This is a genomic window from Micromonospora sp. CPCC 205554 (assembly GCF_036902745.1).
Classification (GTDB): domain Bacteria; phylum Actinomycetota; class Actinomycetes; order Mycobacteriales; family Micromonosporaceae; genus Micromonospora; species Micromonospora tulbaghiae.
In genome coordinates this window covers 62,150-80,561 of record NZ_JBAKHP010000028.1, presented here as the reverse complement: position 1 = coordinate 80,561, position 18,412 = coordinate 62,150, and the positions used below count along the sequence as shown (strand labels likewise).

The window sequence follows — 18,412 nt, the reverse complement described above, 5'->3', positions numbered from 1 at the left end:
TCTGATCTTGGTCGATTGCTGTCTTACCGGGAGCCTCGTCCTACCTGGACACCGGCCTCCCACGCCGCCCGTGACCTACGCCGTCACGATGAAAATGGCTCACTATGTACGCGAAGTCCATGGTTAGCCGCCTTTCATGCCTGCGCAACAACGGCCCGAGGTGGCCCAGCCAGGCGGCGGCCTCCCTCCGGTTCGCAGCGATCCCCGTCGTGGGCCATCAGGTCCAGGTCGACGTCGTGGAGGGCATCAGGTTCAGGTCCTGCAGGGCCGTACGGCCGACCCAGGCGTCCGTGACGGGGAAGGCGTCGGACTCCGCGACAGCGTCACGTAGCGGAACAGCCCAAAGGTGTTCGAGAAGAAGGATCACCGCGCCGGTACCTGGCTGTATGTGCTGCCGCAGCTGCGGAATATTGTCACCGCGGAACAGGAAGCCCGCTCCGCCCGAGGTGCTATCTCCCATTACCGCCGCCGCCCCGGCCCCGCGCAGTAGCCTGTCCACCAGGTTGCCGGAATCTGCCGGAAGTGCAGGAAGCAGATCCCGAGCCTGTTGCCGTTCAACTGTGCGATTCCTATGCATGACGAGGGTGAGCACGTCGATCACCCGTACGTGGTTATGGTCGACGAGCAGGTGATCCAGCTCCTTGCGCACCTCGTCGGGAGGCTGGGGTCCCTTGAAGCCGATCATCAGGAGTTGCACTGGCCCAATCACCGCTCCTCCTTTCCCTTGGGTTACGACTGCTCAGCTCTCACCCGACAGGCGCAAACACTCAGCGCGCCTTCCCCACCAGCAGCCCACGAAACGTGCACGCTTTCCGTAGCCCCCTCTCGCTAGGCGTTCTTTTCCGACCCCGTGGCCGTCGATGCGACCGGCCCGCGCGAGCAAGATATGCCGTTTGGCCGCCAAACGCGCCACGGGCGCGCCAGCAAGATATGCGGCTGCTAAGCAACCACCCGACCGAGCGCGGTCGCCAACGAGCACCAAAGCACTGCGGCAACGCCGGCGTTAACAGCGCTGGCCACCAGTCGATTCCGTGGAATCCGCCGGCGTTCCCAACCTGCCTCCTTCGTCGGAGCAAGTTGGAGTAAAAGTCTGACTTTTGGTCAGACGGGCCGCGCTGCGGCCGGCCGATACACGGCGGTCGGCGTCCGCCGGGAGGGTGGTCGACGTGGCTGATCCGGCGCAGGTCGGGGTGGTCCGGTTCGGTGCGAGTCAGCGCCGGCGGCGGGCTCACAGCGACGACGATCCGCGCGTGCACCGGGTGACTGTGCGGCTGTCCGAGGCGGAGATGACGGCGGTCGAGGCGAACGCGGCGGCGGCCCGGATGGCCACCTCGGCGTACTTGGCGGAGGTCGGATCGGCGCCGCTCGTGCCCGCCCCGGCCGGTCCGGACGGCGCTGGAGATGCGGGGCCGTTGCTGGTCGAGTTGATGGGTGTGCACCGGCAGGTGCGGGGTGCGGCGCACAACCTGAACCAGGCCGTGGCGCGGCTGCACTCCACCGGTGAGCCGGGCGGGGACCTGGCCGCAGCGGCGGCGTATCTGGCGAGAGTGGCGGCGCGCGCCGACGAGCTGGTGACCGCGATCGCCGCCGCGCAGACGGGCCGCCGATGATCCCGAAGGTGACCTACGGCAGCCGGGTACGCGGTCTGCTGGAGTACCTGTGGGGGCCGGGAAAGGCCGAGGAACACGTCAATCCGCACCTGGTCGCCGGGTACGACGACGTGGCGCTGCTCGCCCCCGAGAGCCGCGACCGCGAGGGTGGCGGGTGGTCGCTGGAGGAGCTGGCGGCCCGGCTGGATGCGCCGCAGATCGCCGCCGGCGAGCGCGGGGTGCAGCAGTACGTGTGGCAGTGCTCGCTGAGCCTTCCCGCGCAGGAGGGGCAGCTCGACGACGCGACCTGGGGCCGCATCACGGGCCGGTTCGTGGCCGAGATGGGCTTCACCGGCGACGCGGAGCGGGCCGGGTGCCGGTGGATCGCGGTGCGACACGGCCTGTCGGCCAAGGGCAACGACCACGTGCACCTGGTCGTCACCCTCGCCACCGAGGACGGGGCGCCGGTGTGGCTGCGGCAGGACAAGCGGCGCAGCCAGCAGGTCGCCGATCTCCTGGAGGACGAGTTCGGGCTCGGCAAGTGGACACCCGGCCGGGCCGGGGCGACGAAGCGGCCGGAGCTGAACCGGCCGGAGGTCGACCGGGCCCGGCGCAGCGGCCAGGCGCCGGACCGGGAACTGCTGCGCCGCCAGGTCCGGGCGGCGCTGGCCGGCGCCCGGAGTGAGACCGAGTGGGTCGCACGGATGAAGGGCGCGGGGCTGCTGGTCGCCCCGCGGACCTCGGCGAAGGACCCGAACCAGGTGGTCGGGTACGCCGTCGCGCTGCGGCCGACCGGGGCGGGCACGCCGACCTGGTACGCCGGGCGCAGCCTGGACGGCGACCTCAGCCTGCCCCAGGTCCGCACGCGATGGCCCGAGGCCGAGCGGCCCTCGGTCGGCCAGTGGAAGGCAGCGGATTCCACGGAATCGAACCTGCGTGGCGAGGACCGGATGGCGGTGTGGCGATCGTCGGCCGCCGCGCTGGAGGCGATCAGCGGTCGGCTGGCCGGGGTGGCGCCCGACTCGCCGCAGTGGCCAGCGGTGGCGCGGGCCAGCGCCGAGCTGCTGGCACGGGTGGCGGCGGCCACCGAACCGTCAGGGCAGGGTCCGATGAGCCGGGCCGCCGACGCCTTGGCCCGGGCGGCGGCGCCACCGCGTCGCGCGCTGGCGCCGCCGACGTCATCGGTGGCCCGGGAGTTGGGTCGCGTGGCGGACGCGCTGCTGGTCGCCGGACACGCCCGCGACGGCGGTGAGGCGGCCGTCCTGCTCGCCGTCGTCGTCCAGGCGGCCCGCCTAGTCGTGGCGCTGGCCGAGCTGCGCGCCGCGCAGCAACAGGCCCACGCCGCCGGCGCCGCTGCTGCTGCCGCCGCGCACCTGATGCCCCTGCTCCAGTCAGGCGCCCAGCTCGTCGACCAGATGCACATGCCGAACCAGGGCGGGCCGCCGCAGCGGCCAGTCCACACCGTGCCGGGCCCGGTCCGGCCCCGCGTCGACCCCACGGTCGAGCGCGATCCGCAGCGTTGAGGAGGACGAGCTAGTGGCCGAGAACGAGATGGCCGAGATCCACCAGCGCACCACCGCGGCGGTCACCGCCGCGATCCAGGCCGCCGGCCAGCTCGCGCAGGCGGCCATCGAGATCCGCATCGCCCAGCTGCAACGCGCCGCTCGGACCAGCGAGGAGCAGGCCCGCCGCATCCGCGCCCAGGTGCGGGCGGCCCAGCAGGCCGGCGCGACCGTGTGGCGGCCGGCGACCCGGCCGTCGTGGTGGCGGCAGGCGTCGGCCGAGGACATCGCGCGGGCCTGGCGGGCCAGCACCGAGTGGGCGGCCGTCGACCCGCGCGCCCAGGCCGCCCAGCAGATCATCGTGGTGCGGCTCGCCGAGCGCGGCGTCCACGTCGACCCGCAGACCGGTGCCCGGCCGGGAGACGAGGCATGGCTGTCCGACCAGCTCGACCGCGCCGCCATGGACGACGTCGACCGACCGGCGGAGGCCCGATCGGCGGAGGCCCGGCATGATGACGCCGGCGAGCGGCGCCGCACCGCCCAGGAGCGCCAGGAGGCGATGGCGGTACACGTGCGGGAGGTGTGGTCCGCCGACCGGGCGGAGCGGGTCATCGCCTCGGCGGCGTGGCCAGCGCTGGCCTACAAGCTCGACCAACTGGAGCGCGCCGGGCACGACGTGCGCGACCTTCTGCGGCAGGTGCCCGGCTTCGTCGACCGGGCCCACACGCCCGCCGCGTACGCGTTCCGGGTGGTCGACGACTACGCCACCGAGCAGGGAGCCGCAACGCCGCGGGCTGACGGCAACGTCCAGGGCGAAGGGGATCGCCCTGCCGTCACCCTGGACGGTGAGTGGCGGGAGACGGGCGGCGGCAGGGAGGAAAGCGGTCGCGGGGACCGATCGGAGGCCGGTCAGGCGGGCGCCGGACCCGTCGATCGGGACGTGCACGGGGCGAAGCTCGCGGCCCAGGCATTCCCCCAGTCGACCGCGACCGCTGTCGCCGACGCCACGTCTGCGGGCCGGCCGGCTGAGGCGCCGCCGGCGCCACCGCGGTCCCCTTCGGCGGGTGTGACCGCCCAGGCGCCGGGCCGGTAGAGGGCAGGCGTGCGCCGTGCCCAGCTACTTCCCGTCGTCGCTCCTGGAGTGCTGGAGCTTGTGCACAGTCAGGCCGGCGTTGCGTCCTCGCATGGCCATGCCGGTGTCGTAGGTGAGCAGGCGGACGCGGCGACCAGCCAGGGTCTGGAGGGTCGCGGCGCGGTCGACGATCTCGTCATCGGTGATCGACAGCCGGGTGTGCCCTGGCGGATCGAAGACGACGTCCAGGGTGATCTCGCCACGCGGGATGCCACCACTGTCCAGTGGTGAGTAGTCCTGCTCGCGGAGCCGGCCGCCGTCCCGGACCACTTGTTCGATCTTGGCCGTGACCATCCGGGCCCGCCGCCGAGTGTCCTTGTTCTGGTGCTGCTTCTTGCCGTCCAGCTCGTCGACGACGGCCATCGGCACCAGGATGTGGATCGGTTCTTCGCGCAGCCCGAGGTCCTGCCGAAGGTCGATCTCGTGCAGCTCCTGCGGGTAGTGCAGATAGACGTTGGTGTCGAGCACGACCAGTATGCCGGCCCGGTAGAGCTGGTCGACGCGCTCCTTGAGGTGGCGGATCGCCTGCTCCAAGACGGTGACTCGCTCGGTGAGTTCGGTGGAGATCAGACCGTTGAGAACCCGCTCCCCTCCCGGACTCCCGAACGGGACGGTGGCCGCGAGGATGGTCTCGTAGCTGCGCAGCCCGAGCAGCTGCTCCATCTCGGCGGGCCGGATCAGGTTGTAGAGCCGCCGGCGTGCTTCGTGAGCCCACTCGATGTACGCGAACGCCCGCTCGATGGCTGCTGTCCCACCGCCGCCTCCGGCGACGGTGCGCAGCCTGTTGAGCAAGTAGTCGAGGGCGGAGTCAAGCACCGTGCGTTCGGTGCCGGGCAGGGGGTTGACGAGCATCCCGCCATTCAACACGGCCCGTACCCGTGGTCACCGCGGTCGGCCCCGACGTCCTGGTTGTTCCGGATCTTCACCCTCGACGCAGGGCGGGAACTGCGAAGTTACTCCCGCATCGCGGCCACCAGAAGGTTGCTACCGGAGTACGCTGAACGGTATGACCACGGTGAAGAAGCTGTCGATCTCCGTCCCGCAGGACGTAGCCGAGACCCTGGAGCAGCAGGGCCCGGGCAAGGCGAGCGCCTACGTGACCGGCGCCGTGCGCGCCCAGCGGGCGTGGGAGCAGTTCCGTGACGAGCAGGCTCGACGCGGGGTGGCGCTGACCTCGGAGGGCATGGCCGCCGCCCGCGCCCGTCGGTACGCGGTGCAGGCCGAGTGGCCTGCGGAGCGGTTCGCGGCGGTCCGCGAGCGGGTCCGTAAGCACATGGAGCAGGAGCAGGCCGGCGGGGACCAGTCGGCGTCGGCCGCGTGAGCCCTGAGGACGAGCTGCCCCCGGTCACGCTCGTGCTGGACCGCTCGGCGCTGCTGGCGTACGTCGCGGGGTCGATCCACGCCGTGGAGCCGGTGGGCGAGGTCATCACCGACCGGCAGCGCTTCGGCGTCACCGCCGTCACCGTGGCCGAGACCCTGAAGCTGGTGACTGACTCGAAGGACCGCGAAGACCTCTACACGCTGCTGGCGATGGATGCCTGCGCGGTGCTGCCCACGTGGGGCGAGGACTGGTTGGAGCTCTCGTACTGGCTGGGGGTGACCAGTCGGGTCGACCTGGCCACGACGGTGCTGGCGTCGCTGGAGCACGGGGCGCAGATCCTGACCGGAGAAGGGCATCGCTACGGCGAGGGCCTGGCGATCAACTACATGCCGAATCAGTGACCGGGGCGCCGGCCCAAAGGCCAGCGTCACGTAGGCCGCTCCGTGCCGGCCACCGAGGGGTGCTCGGCGTCTGGCATCGCCTACTCGGCGGCGGAACGCTCCCTGCGGGCAACCTGGGCCATCGCGCGGACCCGGGATGATCACAAAAAAGCTGTGTGCCTGTTCGCCTCTACCCGCTGACCACACCACAAGGTCAATGACGTTCACTCGAACTTCTGGCGTGGTCAGCGGGCACATGCCATTCAAGATCGGCAACGAGACAACCCGCGCGGGAGCCGTCACTCTTGCACCTGGCGCTGCTGCTTGGCAGGCCGGAGAGGGGCCTCCCGCCCGCCATCGACCGTAGGAAGTAGGACGGCGGACGGGAGCCCGTACCGATCGGAGAATGACACATGCTCGGCCTCGATGACCAGCACGGATGGGCGGCTGCCATCCTGCTGATCGCCCTCCCCACGGCGGTGGTGTCACTTGGCGTCGTCCTGGTGGCGGTCCTGGCGCTGGCCGCCCGCCACCCGCGGACTCGCCGCCACTGCATCGACGTCCTCACCCAGCTCACCCGGTTCGTCGGTGCGCTGCGGGGTGGGCGGTGAGCGTCGTCTCGCCGGTGCCGCCGGGTCGCCCCAGGGCGACCCGGCCGCCCCGGGCGGCCATCAACAACGCGCTGCTCAGCGCCTGCGACGGGCCCGAGGGAAGCACCTTGCTGCACGAGGAGGTCCGGCAGAACCTGGAGCACCTCTGGCAGTACGGCGGCAATCGCGACGGCAGGACCCCGGGGCGTCGCCCTGATTGGATCTTGATCCGGCCGGACTTCGTGCGGCAGAAGCCCGGCGCCGACCACGGGCCGGCCCTGGCCCGCCTGGTCCCGACCAGAGGGCTGCCGCTTCGCCTGGAGTTGCTCATGCTCTTCGACGCCCAGTGTCGGTACGGTCCCGGGGAGCGGGCCCGCGTCGACCGCACGTTCGAGGACGTGGAGGCGAACGCGCCGATCAAGAGCTGGCAGAAGGTGGTGCTCTCCGACACCAGCTCCGACTACCGGGAAGCCGGTGCGCTGAGGGGGCGGCAGATCAAGGAAGCGCTGCGGGTGCTCGACAAACAGCACCTGGTGGACATCGGCCCGGACAAGAGCCGCCCGGGCCGGCGGGACCTCAACCGGATCACGCCGCTGTCCGAGGCCAGCACCCCGGTCAGCCGGCCCAAGTACACCGTGCCGACGGAAGGCGTGTACGTCTCGCGTCACTTCTTCACGAGCCTGTGGGTGTTCGCGCTGACCAACACCGAGATCGCCGTGTTCCTCGCCCTCTCAGCCCGACGCGCAGCCTTCCCGATCGCGCACAACACCGGCAGCGGCGTGTTCGTGGTGCAGGAGCACCGCCGTCAGTTCGGGTTCAAGGACAACACCTGGCGCGGCGCCCGTGCGCTGCATCACTTCGGCCTGGTGGATCGCCGCCTCGATACGGAGCGCGACCCGCTGACCGGCACGATCACCGACTACGGCAGCCGCTGGAAAAAGCACGAGGTGATGCCGACGCGCTTCACCATCCTGGACGACGCGCTGGAGCAGCCGGCCGTGCCCACCATCGACCGAGTCCTGAACAACCCCACACCCGAGGACCAGTGGAGGCAGTGGTTCACCTGAACACCTCCTACCGCGGTAAGGGCGGCTCGTCGGGGGCTATCAGTACACTCCGGGCCCGATGATGTCCTCGCCGAAACAGCGCGCGACCGCGACGGGCCGGATCACCCACGTCACCCGCCGCCGCCTGGTCGAGGGGTTCGCCGCTATGCCCACGGCACACTGGAGCGGCGACCTCGACGAGCCAGACTTCCTGGCCCGGCTCTACCCGCTGGAGCAGATGCCGAGCATCGACCCACGCTACGACACCGCCGGTCGGGACATCTTCCAGCACCGTGTGCTCAACCCGCTCGACTGGCCCGACGACTGGATCTTCAGGGATGACCGGTTCGGGCTGGCGGACGACGACGAAGCACTGCTGGCCTTCCTCGTCGAGATCCTGCACCCCGAGGTCCGCACCAACCTTGCCGAGGTCGAACAGCTTCGAGACTTCCTCAATGAGGTGCTGATCCACGACGGCTACGAGATCGTCCAGGTCGATGCCATCAGCGGCGCTCCGATCTTCGATTACCGCCTGATCGGCTCCGGCGTGCGCGGCTCCATGAAGAACCTCATCTTCGCCGCGCTCGGGCCCAAGCCGGAGATCGTGCTCGACGACGCCGTCAACAACGACCTGCACTTCGTCCGCAACGCCGACAACTGCCTGGTGTACGACCGGCCGTTGGGCGCACACGGCCTGACCTGGGCCGAGCTGACCGACTGGTGGGCCGATCGACAAGGAATGACCGGCGAGCCGGAGCGGGACATCTCACGTAGCCTCTATCGAAGGCTGGACCAGTCGCTCGGCGACAACGACGCCGAACGGCGCATCCTGCGCACCTACGCCGAGCGCTACGTCCGGCTCGGCTCCGACATCCCAGCTCTGATCCCGCAGGTCTACCTGCACTACGACCCATACACCGCGACCGAGCGACGGGCACCCGGCCCGCTCCCACGTCAACGCATGGACTTCCTGCTGCTCTTGCCTCACCGGGCCCGCGTCGTCATCGAATGCGACGGCAAGCAGCACTACGCCGACGACGACGGCCGCGCCAACCCGCGCCAGTACGCCGACATGATGCGCGCAGATCGCGACCTTCGCCTGAAGGGGTACGAGGTCTACCGCTTCGGCGGCGCCGAGCTCGTCGACGACGATGCCGCACAGCACATGCTCAGCGCGTTCTTCGACCGCCTGCACCAGCGGTACCACTCATGACCGGGACGGAGGCACCAGTCCCGTGTCGGTGCCTTCGCCTACAGTGACATCCGTGCCCGAGGGACGCCACGGTGGATAGCCAGACGAGCAAGGAGCTAGCCACCGTGTCGCAGATGCTGGTCCAAGCCGGGAACCAGCACGCGGCGCGGCTGCTGTCACTGGCCGAGCAGGCAGAGATCGGGAAATTGTCGCCGTGGGAGCCCGCGCCCGTTCCCGTGGTGCTGCGCGTGCATCCCGTGTTCGTCGGGCTGTTTCGGCCGGCGGATCTGCAGGTGATCGCAGCGCAGTTCGATCGGGTCCGAAAGTGGGGGCACAGCGGCAATCACCAGGTGAGCATCGCGCCAGTGCTCGCCGACCCCTTCGCCCGCAACGACTTGGGCAGCGGCACGGATGCGATGCAGCTGCGCGACGAGATCGCCGAGACGTTGTGGGAGGTCAGTGCCACCAAGCTCCCGGACGTCTGCCGGGCGTTCGGACTCGAAGATGGCGACGTCGACGAGGCGATGGCCAGCAAGCGTGCGTACGTGCGCAGCCGGACCAGCGACTACACGCTGGACCAGCTGTGCCAACTCGGCTCACGCGTTGTCGAGCAGCATTACCGACCACGCCTGTGGGGGCTGCTCCAGGTGCACGCCGGCCGGCGTACCGGAGTCGACTCGCCGTTCAAGAACCTCATCTTCGCCGCGGACGGTCCCAAACCGGAGTTGGTGCTGACCGACGCGGTGAGCAACACCATCGAGATCAGCAAGAACGGCGAGTTCTGCCTCGTCTACGACCGCGGCTTGGACCCCAGCGGGTTGAGCTGGCGGCAACTGGTTACCTGGTGGACCGAAACCCACGCTGAGCCCGGGACCAGCGAACAGGAGGCCGGTCGGCAGTTGTACCTGCGTCTGCGGCGCTCGCTGGACCGCGACCGCAAGCCCTCGGACCCACCCGGCCCGGAGCGGCAGGTGTTCCGCGCATACGGCGAGCTGCTCAGCGAACACGGCTTTGACCTGCCGGCGCTGATTCCACAGGTCTACCTGCACTACGACCCCTACACCCGGGCCCAGCGGCGTGAGCCGGGACCGCTACCGCGCCAGCGGATGGACTTCCTGCTGCTGATGCGCGGCCGTTGGCGGCTCGTCATCGAGTGTGACGGCAAGCAGCACTACGCCGAGGACGACGGGCGGGCAAGCCCTCGTCGCTACGCCGAGATGGTCGCCGCAGATCGGGAACTCCACCTGGCCGGCTACGAGGTCGTGCGCTTCGGCGGCGCGGAGTTCCAGTCGCAGGAGCAGTCTCTGCCGATGCTGCGCCGCTACTTCACCCGGTTGTTCATCGGCCACGGCTACCTGCCTGAATCCGCAGCGTGACATCGCTGGCCGGCGGCCGGGAGAGCACGCCGGCAGGTCGGGCAGCAACCACCGAATGGCCCAGCCGTAGTTTCCAGCCCAAAAACAACGCTAAGAACTGAGGGTTGATCAAGCTCTCCACCCGGCCGTAGCGTCCGGACCTGCCCACAAAGCGCTCGCGAGGTTCGATACGCTTCCAGGCCATGAAGCCCTGGCAGGTCAGTGTCCTTGTCGTGATTCTCCTGCTCATCGGGTTCCTCGGATGGCTTGTGGCTTCTTATCGCAAGGGCCGCGACGAGCGGTGAACTTGATCCGCGAGCACGGGGTCCGTGTCTGCTCACGATGCGGGGGTGCCCGGAGACAGCGTGTGGCCGGCACCCACCCCCCGGGTGCCGGCCGTGCTGCGCGTTGTCGACAGTGCGGTGCGGCAGAGGTGGCACGTGGCCCGTCGACGCGCGACCCCTTGCCCTGTGCATCGATCGGGCACTGCCGAAGGTGACGGGCCTGCGGCGGCGAATGTGAATGGGGCGCGGTTCCGGCGCGGTGCTGTCCGAGAATCGACCGCTTACCGGACAAGATCAGAAACCGGCTATCTGGCCGGTCGGCGCTGTTGAACAAACCTGTGCAGAAAGCCGGAGTGCCCAACAAGTCGGGTACGGGTTTGTTGGGCGCCAAGCCCGAGCGGCCTCGGTACGGTGGTGCTCATGGGCGGCCAAAGCACCCAGGACACCGGCGTGGTGAGCAGCTGGAACGCCGAAGAGGGGTGGGGAACCCTCGCGCTCGACCACGCCGAGCTCACCGTCTGGGCCCACTACTCCGCGATCGTCGCCGGGCCTACCGAGTACCGCAGCCTCACGCCTGGCGAGCAAGTGCGGTGCCGCTACGAAGTTCCCGGCCAAGATGGCTATCCCGCTCGGGCTGTCGAGATCACGAAGTTGTCGTAGCCCTCGCCGGGTCTCCCCTTGGCGTTGTTTTTGGGCTGGAAACTACGGCTGGGCCCGAATGACGACCCGGCACCACCGCTGCGCCGACGCGAGCACGCCGGGACGTCGCCCTGACCGAACACGGATGGGGACCATGGCACTCAGGAGAGGGAGGGCCGCGGCCGGCGTCGGTACGGGGTCACCGCTCGGGTACGTGGGCGTGGTCGTGGTGGGCGACCCGGTGGGGAGTGGCGGGGGCGGGTGAGACGGGCGCTGCCGCCCCGGTGCCGGTCGCAGGTACGAACGCCGTGGCGGCGACCGCAGCCGCGTGGACGGGGCGCGTGCCGGTGCCACTCTGCGGCGGCTCTGCTGGCCGGGGGGTGAGCTTGTCCCAGACCAGGTTGGTCAGGCCCTGGCGGAACGCCTGATCGCCGTGGAGGTCGGCGAGGCGGACCACGTCGGCGGGGTCGTCGAGCTGCGCGATGGCGGTGGTCATCGCGGCGGCAAACGTCGTGCTGAAGGCGGTCTGGTCACCGGCGCGCGCGGCGGCCTGGACGGCGTCGACGCGCAGGGCCTGCTGAGTGCAGGCGTCGAGCAGCGCCCGATCCGCCGGCGTCGTGGCCGCGACGATGGCGGCCGGCGCCAGCGGGCTGATCACCTCGGACTGGTCCGCTCGGCTATCGCGCTGCGTCGACGGGCCCGCCGCCGAGGCTGGCGAGGGCGCGTCGCGTACTGCCTGGTGCACGGCCTGCCCGGCGGCGCTGTAGAGGGCCTGACGCCAGGCGGGGTCGTCGCACTTGAGCATCACCGCGACGGCCATCTCCGTGTTGCCGGGGTCGGCGAGGGCGTGGGTGAGCGCCTTGTCGAACGGTGCGGAGAAGGCGGCCAGGTCGCTGGTGCAGGCCGCGTCCTGGACGACGCCGCCGCCGGCGACGTGCTGCACGCGCCGGTCCAGCCACGTCTGTTCGTCGGGGGTCAGGCTGTCGCGCAGGTCTGTCGGCATCCAGTTGCCGACCGTGACGGGTACGGCGGGCGGGGCGGCCGACGGCGGTGGGGTGGTGTCGGCCATGAGGTCGATGACGGCGTTGATCGCGCGGAGCCGGCGGCGGGTGTCGAGCAACTCGGGGTGCCGGTAAGGACTGTGTCACCAGCCGCAAACGAGCGTGTTTCTTCTGGTCAGCGTGGTGCGCGCGGGCGGAGGTGAGCCCGGGCGCTGGGGTCGGGGCTGGGTAGGCGATCATCTGCGGCCATGGCGCGATCGTTGGATCTCGATGAGCTTGTCGAGCATTGGACGTTGCTGGATGACGAGCGGGTGCTGGTTGCGGGCAAGCGCGGGCCGACGAAGCTCGGGTTCGCGCTGTTGTTGAAGTTCTACATCTGGGCCGGCCGGTTTCCGCGTGGCCGCGGCGAGCTGCCGGGCGATGCGGTCGAGTTCGTCGCCCGGCAGGTCGGCGTCGAGGCGGCCGAGCTCGGGTTGTATGAGTGGTCGGGCCGCACGATCGAGTACCACCGGGCGCAGATCCGCAGCCACCTGGGCTTCCGCGAGTGCACGGTGGCCGATGCTGAGCAGTTGACGCAGTGGCTGGCCACTGCGGTGTGTGAGGCCGAGCGGCGCCCGGAGCTGGTCCGCGACGAGCTGCTGGTGCGGTGCCGGGCCGAGCGGATCGAGCCGCCGACGGCGGGGCGGATCGAGCGGATCGTGCGTTCGGCGCTGCACCAGGCCGAGCTGACGCTCACCGCGAGGATCACGGCCAGGTTGCCCGTCGAGGTCGCCGGCCGGCTGCGCGCCTTGGTCGCGGTCGAGGTCGCGGACGGCGACACCGAGTCGGTGTTGGCGTTGATCAAGTCGGTGCCGGGCAATGTGAGCCTGGAGTCGATGCTCACCGAGATCCGTAAGCTGCGCGCGGCCCGGGCGATCGGGCTGCCGGGCGACCTGTTCGCCGACGTCGCTCCGCGGGTGCTCGCGGGCTGGCGGGCCCGGGCGATGGTGGAGTCCCCGTCGCACCTGCGCGATCACCCCGAGTTGCTGACGTTGACGCTGCTCGCGGCACTGCTGCACAGCCGGCTGCGGGAGATCACCGACACGCTGGTGGAGTTGCTGATTTCCACGGTGCACCGGATCGGCGCCCGCGCGGACCGCAAGGTCACCGAGGAGCTGGTGAATGCGTTCAAGCGGGTCACCGGCAAGGAGAACCTGCTGTTCGCGATCGCCGAGGCCGCGCTCGATCGGCCCGACGACGCCGTCCGCGAGGTCGTCTACCCCGCCGTCTCGGGCGGCGAGCAGACCCTGCGCGAGTTGGTGCACGAGTTCAAGACCAAGGGCCCGGTGTACCGGCGCACGGTGCAGACCACGCTGAAGGCGTCGTACTCCCACCACTATCGCCGCGGGTTGATCGAGCTGCTCGAGGTGCTGCAGTTCCGGTCGAACAACGCCACCCACCGGCCGGTCCTGGACGCCCTGACCCTGATACGGCGGCACGCCGACGCGCGGCTGACCTACTTCCCCGCCGGGGAGAGCGTGCCCACCCACAAGGGGGTGCTGGGCGACTGGACCACCCTGGTCTTCAAGGACGCCGGCAAGGCTGGCCGGCGGGTGGTTCGCAGCGTGTACGAGATCTGCACCTTCCAGGCGCTGCGCGAGCAGCTGCGCTGCAAGGAGATCTGGGTCGTCGGCGCCGACAAGTGGCGCAACCCCGACCAGGACCTCCCGCACGACTTCGAGGCCCACCGCGACGCCCACTACGCCGCCCTGCGCAAACCGCTGGACCCGACCGCGTTCATCGAGCAGCTGCGCGCCGAGATGCGCGACGAACTGGCCGCACTCGACACGTCGCTGCCGAAGCTGGCCTGGCTGGAGATCGCCGAGCGGGGCAAGAACGGGCCGATCAAGCTGAGCGACCTCGACGCCGCGCCCGAGCCGCGTAACCTGCGCCGGCTCAAGAGCGAGGTCCGCACCCGGTGGGGCACGGTCCCGCTGATCGACATGCTCAAGGAGGCGGTGCTGCGCACCGGCTGCCTGGCCGGGGTGACCGGCACGGCGGGCCGCGGCGACCTGGCGCCCGAGGTGCTGGCCGAGCGGCTGTTGCTGGCTATTTATGCGTACGGCACGAACACCGGGATCCGGGCGATCGCCGGCAACGCGGCGCACGGGCACGGCGAGGACGACATCCGCTACGTGCGCCGCCGGTATCTGACCGCCGAGGTGGCCCGGACGATCGCGACGGAGATCGCCAACGCCACGTTCGCGGCCCGCGCGCAGACCGTGTGGGGCGCCGGGTCCACCGCCGTGGCCAGCGACTCGACGCACTTCGGCGCGTTCGACCAGAACATCTTCACCGAATGGCACTCGCGCTACGGCGGCCGCGGCGTGCTCATCTACTGGCACGTCGAGCGTAAGAGCATGGCGATTCACTCCCAGCTGATCTCCTGCACCGCGTCCGAGGTCGCCGCGATGGTCGAAGGGGCGATGCGGCACGGCACCACGATGGAGGTCGAGGGCAACTACGTCGACTCGCACGGCCAGTCCGAGGTCGGGTTCGGCATCACCCGGCTGCTCGGCTTCGACCTGCTGCCGCGGATCAAGCGGATCAACAAGGTGCGGCTGTACCGGCCGGCCACCGGGGAGGCCGACGCGTACCCGCGGCTGGGCCCGGCGTTGTCGCGGCCGATCCGGTGGGACATCATCGCCGAGCAGTACGACCAGATGATCAAATATGCGACCGCGATCCGGGCCGGCACCGCGTCCACGGAGGCGATCCTGCGCCGGTTCACTCGGGCCAACGCGATCCACCCCACCTACCAGGCGATGATCGAGGTCGGCCGCGCCCAGCGCACCATCTTCGTCGCCCGCTACCTGCGCAACCGCGACCTGCAACGCGAGATCAACGAAGGGCTCAACGTCGTCGAGTCGTGGAACCGCGCGAACAGCGTGATCTTCTACGGCAAAGGCGGTGACATCGCCACCAACCGCCGCGACGAGCAGGAACTGTCCGTGCTCTGCCTGCGGGTGCTGCAAGCCGCCCTGGTCTACGTCAACACGCTGATGGTCCAGGACGTGCTGGCCGACGACGACTGGGCCGCGCAGCTCACCGACGCCGACCGGCGCGGCCTGACCCCGCTGTTCTGGACGCACGTCGCCCCGTACGGCGAGATCAAGCTCGACATGACCAGCCGGCTCGCGCTCGGCGCGGCAGCACCACGATGACCGAGGTAGCACCGCTCCACGGCGCCCTAGGAACAAGGAGGATGCATAGCTGCCAGGCCGGTGGGTATGCCCGGCTGGTGACCCACGGGTTCGCGGCGAACCGGGCATCGAGCCGGGCGTCGGGAACGTGGGTGCTGCGCCCGCTGGCGAATACCACCGCGCACATCGAGTCGTCGCGGGCGGAGTCGCCGCCGTCGAACCCGACCGTGGTGAGCTGGCACTGCCGGTTCTCGTCGATCAGGTTCAGCGTCGCGGTGGGCGCACCCGCCACGACCGCTGCCGCGCGCACCACCGCCGAAAGCTCGTCGTCGGCCGGGGCATCTAGGACCTCGTACCCGTGCAGCGCCTGCAACCGGGCGGCCTCGCCCACGTCGATCCCCTCTCCCCGGACCCGTCCCGCGCACGTGGCTCTTGGTGCTCCTATCGGCACCGGCGCGCAGACGGTGAGACCGGGGTTCGGTCAGTCGGTGTGCGGTGGTGGACCCCCATGTGAGCCGTGGCGTCGGCGCAGATGGTCGCGAACGGCTACGCGACGAGAAAACGGCGTTGCTGATCGAGCAGGTGCAGGACCAGCCGTACCGGCTCACCGACGGCGACCAGCCGCAACCTGCCGGGCGCGGCCCCATCGGCGTCTTCTAGCGCGCGCAGGCCGGCGCAGTCGAAGAACGTCACCTCGGCTAGGTCGAGGTGTATCTCGCCGTAGCCTTCGGCAGCGGCCGCGCTGAGGGCGTCGTTCAGCAGCAGCGCGCTCGATACGTCGATCTCGCCGGTGGCACGGATGTGCACCGCGGTGGCTGTCCCGTCAGAGTCCGGCACAGCCGTGACCTGCAACAAAGTCCTATTCATGGAGCGTCACCTCGTGGTTGCGACGCTACGGCGCTTTCCACCACGGCGCATCGTCCTCGTAGATGCATTTAGGGGCGGATCGACGACCCCCGGCCGTGTGCCTCCGCCGGTATGGGGCCGAGCGGAGTACGCCGGGAACCGGCCAGTAGGCCGGTGTAGGTACTGGTCAGCGGTCGGTGAGGAGGCTGCCGATGGCGGCTTCGCGGTCGGCGTCGGTGGGCAGGCTGTACGCCCGGGTGGTTTCGAGGCGGGCGTGGCCCATGAGTTCGGCGACCAGGACGAGGTCGTGTCCCTCGCGGACGAGGCGGGTGCCGAAGGTGTGGCGCAGCACGTGGCCGCCGGTGAAGTCGGCGGTGACGGCGGCTTCGGCGGCGATGGACAGCAGGATGCCGTGGGCGCCGCGGTCGGACAGCCGGCCGCCGCGCTGGTTGAGCAGCAGTGCGGGGCTCTCGGCGCCGGGCCAGCCGGGCCGTTCGTCGTTGATCCACAGGGCGAGGTGTTCGCGCAGGCCGGCGTGGACGGGGATTTCGCGGTACTTGCGGTTCTTGCCGGCCCGGACGGTGATGACGCCCTTGCGGGCGGACAGCTGCACGTCGCCCGTGTCGAGCGCGACGACTTCGCCCAGGCGCAGCCCGGCGTAGTAGGGCAGCAGGGCCACGACCCGGTCGCGGGGGCTGAGCCAGCGTTCGACAGTGCGTAGCCAGCGCATGCTGTCGCGGGCGTCGAGGCCGCGGGGGGCGCGTTTGGGCAGGTCCAGCCGGGCGGCATGGGGGGTGCCGAGGCCGGCTCGGGTGTAGAAGTCGCCGAGTGCGGCGAGGGTGGTGTTGATGGTGGCGGGTTTGCGTTTGGCGACGGTTTGCAGGTGGGTGCGGTAGTCGCGCACCGCACCGTCGCGGGCGGCCGGGTCGGACAGCGGGTCGCCGTCGAGCTCGGCCGTGGCGAGCCAGGCGAGGTAGCCGCGAACGCGGGAGGTGTAGGCGCGGCGGGTGTCGTCGTCGAGCATGGTGGCCCTGCCCAGCTGTGCTCGGTAGGTGGTGAGTACGGCTTCGGCGGGCGGGGGCAGCGCGACCGGGGCGCGGCCGCGGCGCGGCCGGGGTTGCCCGGCGGCGGGTGCCGCGCTCATCGGGGCGTCCCGGCCGGGCCGTGGTGTTCGAGGGCGGCGTACGCGGTGCGGCAGCCGATGGTGCGGCAGCGCAGGTCCGCGGGGACGTCGGCGGCGGGCAGGGCGGCGTGGCGCAGCAGCGCGGAGGCCGGGACGCGGCCGCAGACCGGCGGCTCGCCCAGGGCCGGGCAGAAGTGGAACACCACGCCGTAGGCGGCCGGGACTCCGACGGGTTCACCGCAGGCCGGGGTCGTTGCGGCAGGCTTCGTGTTATCTGAAGCGATTCCGGCGGCCTGCGGATGCCGCTGGTGCGCGTTATCTGAAGTCACGTCGGGATTCTACTTCAGATAACCAGTCTTATCTGTAGTGGGTCGATCTTGGTGTAGGGGCCGGGTCGGCCATGAGTGGGACCGTGCGTGCGCATGTCGTGGCGCCCGCCGGCGTGGTTGACGCGGCGGGCGCTCGTCGTGGTCCTGTCATGGGTGTCAGGTGCGCCGGGCACTGTCGATCCAGGCGCGCAGCTGGTGCCCGGGCAGGGCGCCGGTGCGCCGGTCCAGTTCGGTGCCGTTGCGGGTGAGCACCAGCAGGGGGATGCTCTGGGCCTGGTAGCGGCTGGCGGCGGCCGGGTTCTGGTCGACGTTGACCTTGACGACTTTCAGGTGTCCGGCGCGGTCGCGGGCCAGTTGCTCGAGCACCGGTGCCATGGTGCGGCAGGGGCCGCACCAGGGCGCCCACAGGTCGAGCAGTACCGGCACGCTGGCTTGCAGTTCGGCGTCGAGGGTGGCGTCGGTGGCTTCGACCAGCCAGGGCAGCGGCTGGTGGCAGGCGCCGCACCGGGGTGTGCCGCTGGGGCTGGGCCGGATCCGGTTCTTCTTCTGGCAGGCGGGGCAGGTAATCACGCTGCCTGCTGTCGTGGTGGTGGTCATGGTGGGTCACATCCTGGTGAGCACCCATTGCAGCTCGGCGATGCTGGGCTGCACCAGCAGCTGCCCGCCGACCGAGACGATGGGGCTGTGCACGCGGCCGCCGGTCATCCAGGTGAGCTGTGCTTGCGCGTTCGGGTTGGTGTCGAGGTCGACGTAGTCGTAGGGAATGCCGGCGCGGTCGAGGTATCGGCGCACCATCTGGCTCAGGGCGCACCAGCGGCGCCCGTAGACCACGACCGGGGACACCGGCCGGACCTGCGGTGCATACGGTTGCGGGTACGCAGAGATGCCGATCATGGCGGGT

20 protein-coding genes are annotated in these 18,412 nt (G+C 70.4%); 11 read left to right on the top strand and 9 right to left on the bottom strand.

The features are described 5' to 3' along the window. Positions 1 to 217: 217 nt before the first annotated feature. Positions 218 to 709 (bottom strand): hypothetical protein, encoded by a 492-nt coding sequence (locus V6U82_RS26140; protein WP_334465523.1) that lies wholly within the window; start codon positions 707 to 709, stop codon positions 218 to 220. Between the two features lie 457 nt (positions 710 to 1,166). Between V6U82_RS26140 and V6U82_RS26135 the strand changes: the two genes are divergently transcribed. Genes V6U82_RS26135 through V6U82_RS26125 form a run of 3 tightly spaced genes read left to right on the top strand, consistent with a single transcriptional unit; the run spans position 1,167 to position 4,184 of the window. After that, positions 1,167 to 1,610: a plasmid mobilization protein gene (locus V6U82_RS26135; RefSeq protein WP_334465521.1), complete on the top strand. Its 444-nt coding sequence runs from the start codon at positions 1,167 to 1,169 to the stop codon at positions 1,608 to 1,610. Continuing rightward, the gene (locus V6U82_RS26130) at positions 1,607 to 3,112 is read left to right on the top strand and encodes a relaxase/mobilization nuclease domain-containing protein (RefSeq protein WP_334465518.1); all 1,506 of its coding nucleotides are present in this window, start codon (positions 1,607 to 1,609) and stop codon (positions 3,110 to 3,112) included. Before V6U82_RS26135 ends, V6U82_RS26130 begins: the two co-directional genes overlap by 4 nt. A gap of 13 nt (positions 3,113 to 3,125) precedes the next feature. Then, positions 3,126 to 4,184 (top strand): hypothetical protein, encoded by a 1,059-nt coding sequence (locus V6U82_RS26125; RefSeq protein WP_334465516.1) that lies wholly within the window; start codon positions 3,126 to 3,128, stop codon positions 4,182 to 4,184. A gap of 24 nt (positions 4,185 to 4,208) precedes the next feature. Here the strand turns inward: V6U82_RS26125 and V6U82_RS26120 are convergent, their stop codons facing one another. Further along, on the bottom strand, positions 4,209 to 5,075 hold the full coding sequence (locus tag V6U82_RS26120) for a PIN domain-containing protein (RefSeq protein WP_334465514.1): 867 nt from the start codon (positions 5,073 to 5,075) through the stop codon (positions 4,209 to 4,211). A gap of 154 nt (positions 5,076 to 5,229) precedes the next feature. Here V6U82_RS26120 and V6U82_RS26115 point away from each other — a divergent pair, with 154 nt between their 5' ends. From V6U82_RS26115 to V6U82_RS26085, 7 genes are all read left to right on the top strand, one after another. Continuing rightward, a complete protein-coding gene (locus tag V6U82_RS26115) occupies positions 5,230 to 5,544 on the top strand; it encodes a hypothetical protein (protein WP_334465512.1) in 315 nt (104 codons plus the stop codon). After that, on the top strand, positions 5,541 to 5,945 hold the full coding sequence (locus tag V6U82_RS26110) for a hypothetical protein (protein WP_334465510.1): 405 nt from the start codon (positions 5,541 to 5,543) through the stop codon (positions 5,943 to 5,945). The genes V6U82_RS26115 and V6U82_RS26110 overlap by 4 nt, the downstream gene beginning before the upstream one ends. A 392-nt stretch (positions 5,946 to 6,337) precedes the next feature. Beyond that, a complete protein-coding gene (locus V6U82_RS26105) occupies positions 6,338 to 6,535 on the top strand; it encodes a hypothetical protein (protein WP_334465507.1) in 198 nt (65 codons plus the stop codon). After that, the gene (locus V6U82_RS26100; protein ID WP_334465505.1) at positions 6,532 to 7,581 is read left to right on the top strand and encodes a hypothetical protein; all 1,050 of its coding nucleotides are present in this window, start codon (positions 6,532 to 6,534) and stop codon (positions 7,579 to 7,581) included. The genes V6U82_RS26105 and V6U82_RS26100 overlap by 4 nt, the downstream gene beginning before the upstream one ends. A 58-nt stretch (positions 7,582 to 7,639) precedes the next feature. After that, on the top strand, positions 7,640 to 8,773 hold the full coding sequence (locus V6U82_RS26095; protein WP_334465502.1) for a hypothetical protein: 1,134 nt from the start codon (positions 7,640 to 7,642) through the stop codon (positions 8,771 to 8,773). A gap of 104 nt (positions 8,774 to 8,877) precedes the next feature. Continuing rightward, entirely contained in the window at positions 8,878 to 10,128 is a 1,251-nt protein-coding gene (locus V6U82_RS26090) for a hypothetical protein (RefSeq protein ID WP_334465499.1), read from the top strand. A 683-nt stretch (positions 10,129 to 10,811) separates the two neighbouring features. Beyond that, positions 10,812 to 11,051: a cold-shock protein gene (locus V6U82_RS26085; RefSeq protein ID WP_047892967.1), complete on the top strand. Its 240-nt coding sequence runs from the start codon at positions 10,812 to 10,814 to the stop codon at positions 11,049 to 11,051. Between the two features lie 178 nt (positions 11,052 to 11,229). Here V6U82_RS26085 and V6U82_RS26080 read toward each other — a convergent pair whose 3' ends face one another. After that, entirely contained in the window at positions 11,230 to 12,150 is a 921-nt protein-coding gene (locus V6U82_RS26080) for a hypothetical protein (RefSeq protein ID WP_334465490.1), read from the bottom strand. A 129-nt stretch (positions 12,151 to 12,279) separates the two neighbouring features. Here V6U82_RS26080 and V6U82_RS26075 point away from each other — a divergent pair, with 129 nt between their 5' ends. Continuing rightward, a complete protein-coding gene (locus V6U82_RS26075; RefSeq protein WP_334465487.1) occupies positions 12,280 to 15,234 on the top strand; it encodes a Tn3 family transposase in 2,955 nt (984 codons plus the stop codon). On the opposite strand, the gene V6U82_RS26070 is transcribed toward V6U82_RS26075, so the two are convergent. The 6 genes from V6U82_RS26070 to V6U82_RS26045 all read right to left on the bottom strand — a co-directional run bounded on the left by V6U82_RS26070 (position 15,182) and on the right by V6U82_RS26045 (position 18,405). Beyond that, positions 15,182 to 15,604 carry a hypothetical protein gene (locus tag V6U82_RS26070; RefSeq protein ID WP_334465485.1) on the bottom strand — a complete coding sequence of 141 codons (423 nt, stop codon included), beginning with the start codon at positions 15,602 to 15,604 and terminating at the stop codon, positions 15,182 to 15,184. The two genes, V6U82_RS26075 and V6U82_RS26070, sit on opposite strands and share 53 nt — an antisense overlap. A 155-nt stretch (positions 15,605 to 15,759) precedes the next feature. Further along, complete coding sequence (locus V6U82_RS26065; RefSeq protein ID WP_334465481.1) at positions 15,760 to 16,050, bottom strand: STAS domain-containing protein; 291 nt, start codon at positions 16,048 to 16,050, stop codon at positions 15,760 to 15,762. Between the two features lie 196 nt (positions 16,051 to 16,246). Next, entirely contained in the window at positions 16,247 to 17,203 is a 957-nt protein-coding gene (locus V6U82_RS26060; RefSeq protein ID WP_334465479.1) for a tyrosine-type recombinase/integrase, read from the bottom strand. Continuing rightward, a complete protein-coding gene (locus V6U82_RS26055; protein ID WP_334465476.1) occupies positions 17,200 to 17,511 on the bottom strand; it encodes a hypothetical protein in 312 nt (103 codons plus the stop codon). Before V6U82_RS26055 ends, V6U82_RS26060 begins: the two co-directional genes overlap by 4 nt. 156 nt (positions 17,512 to 17,667) lie before the next feature. Beyond that, a complete protein-coding gene (gene trxA / locus V6U82_RS26050) occupies positions 17,668 to 18,108 on the bottom strand; it encodes a thioredoxin (protein WP_334465474.1) in 441 nt (146 codons plus the stop codon). Positions 18,109 to 18,114: 6 nt separating this feature from the next. After that, positions 18,115 to 18,405 (bottom strand): glutaredoxin family protein, encoded by a 291-nt coding sequence (locus V6U82_RS26045; protein WP_334465472.1) that lies wholly within the window; start codon positions 18,403 to 18,405, stop codon positions 18,115 to 18,117. Between the last annotated feature and the right edge of the window lie 7 nt (positions 18,406 to 18,412).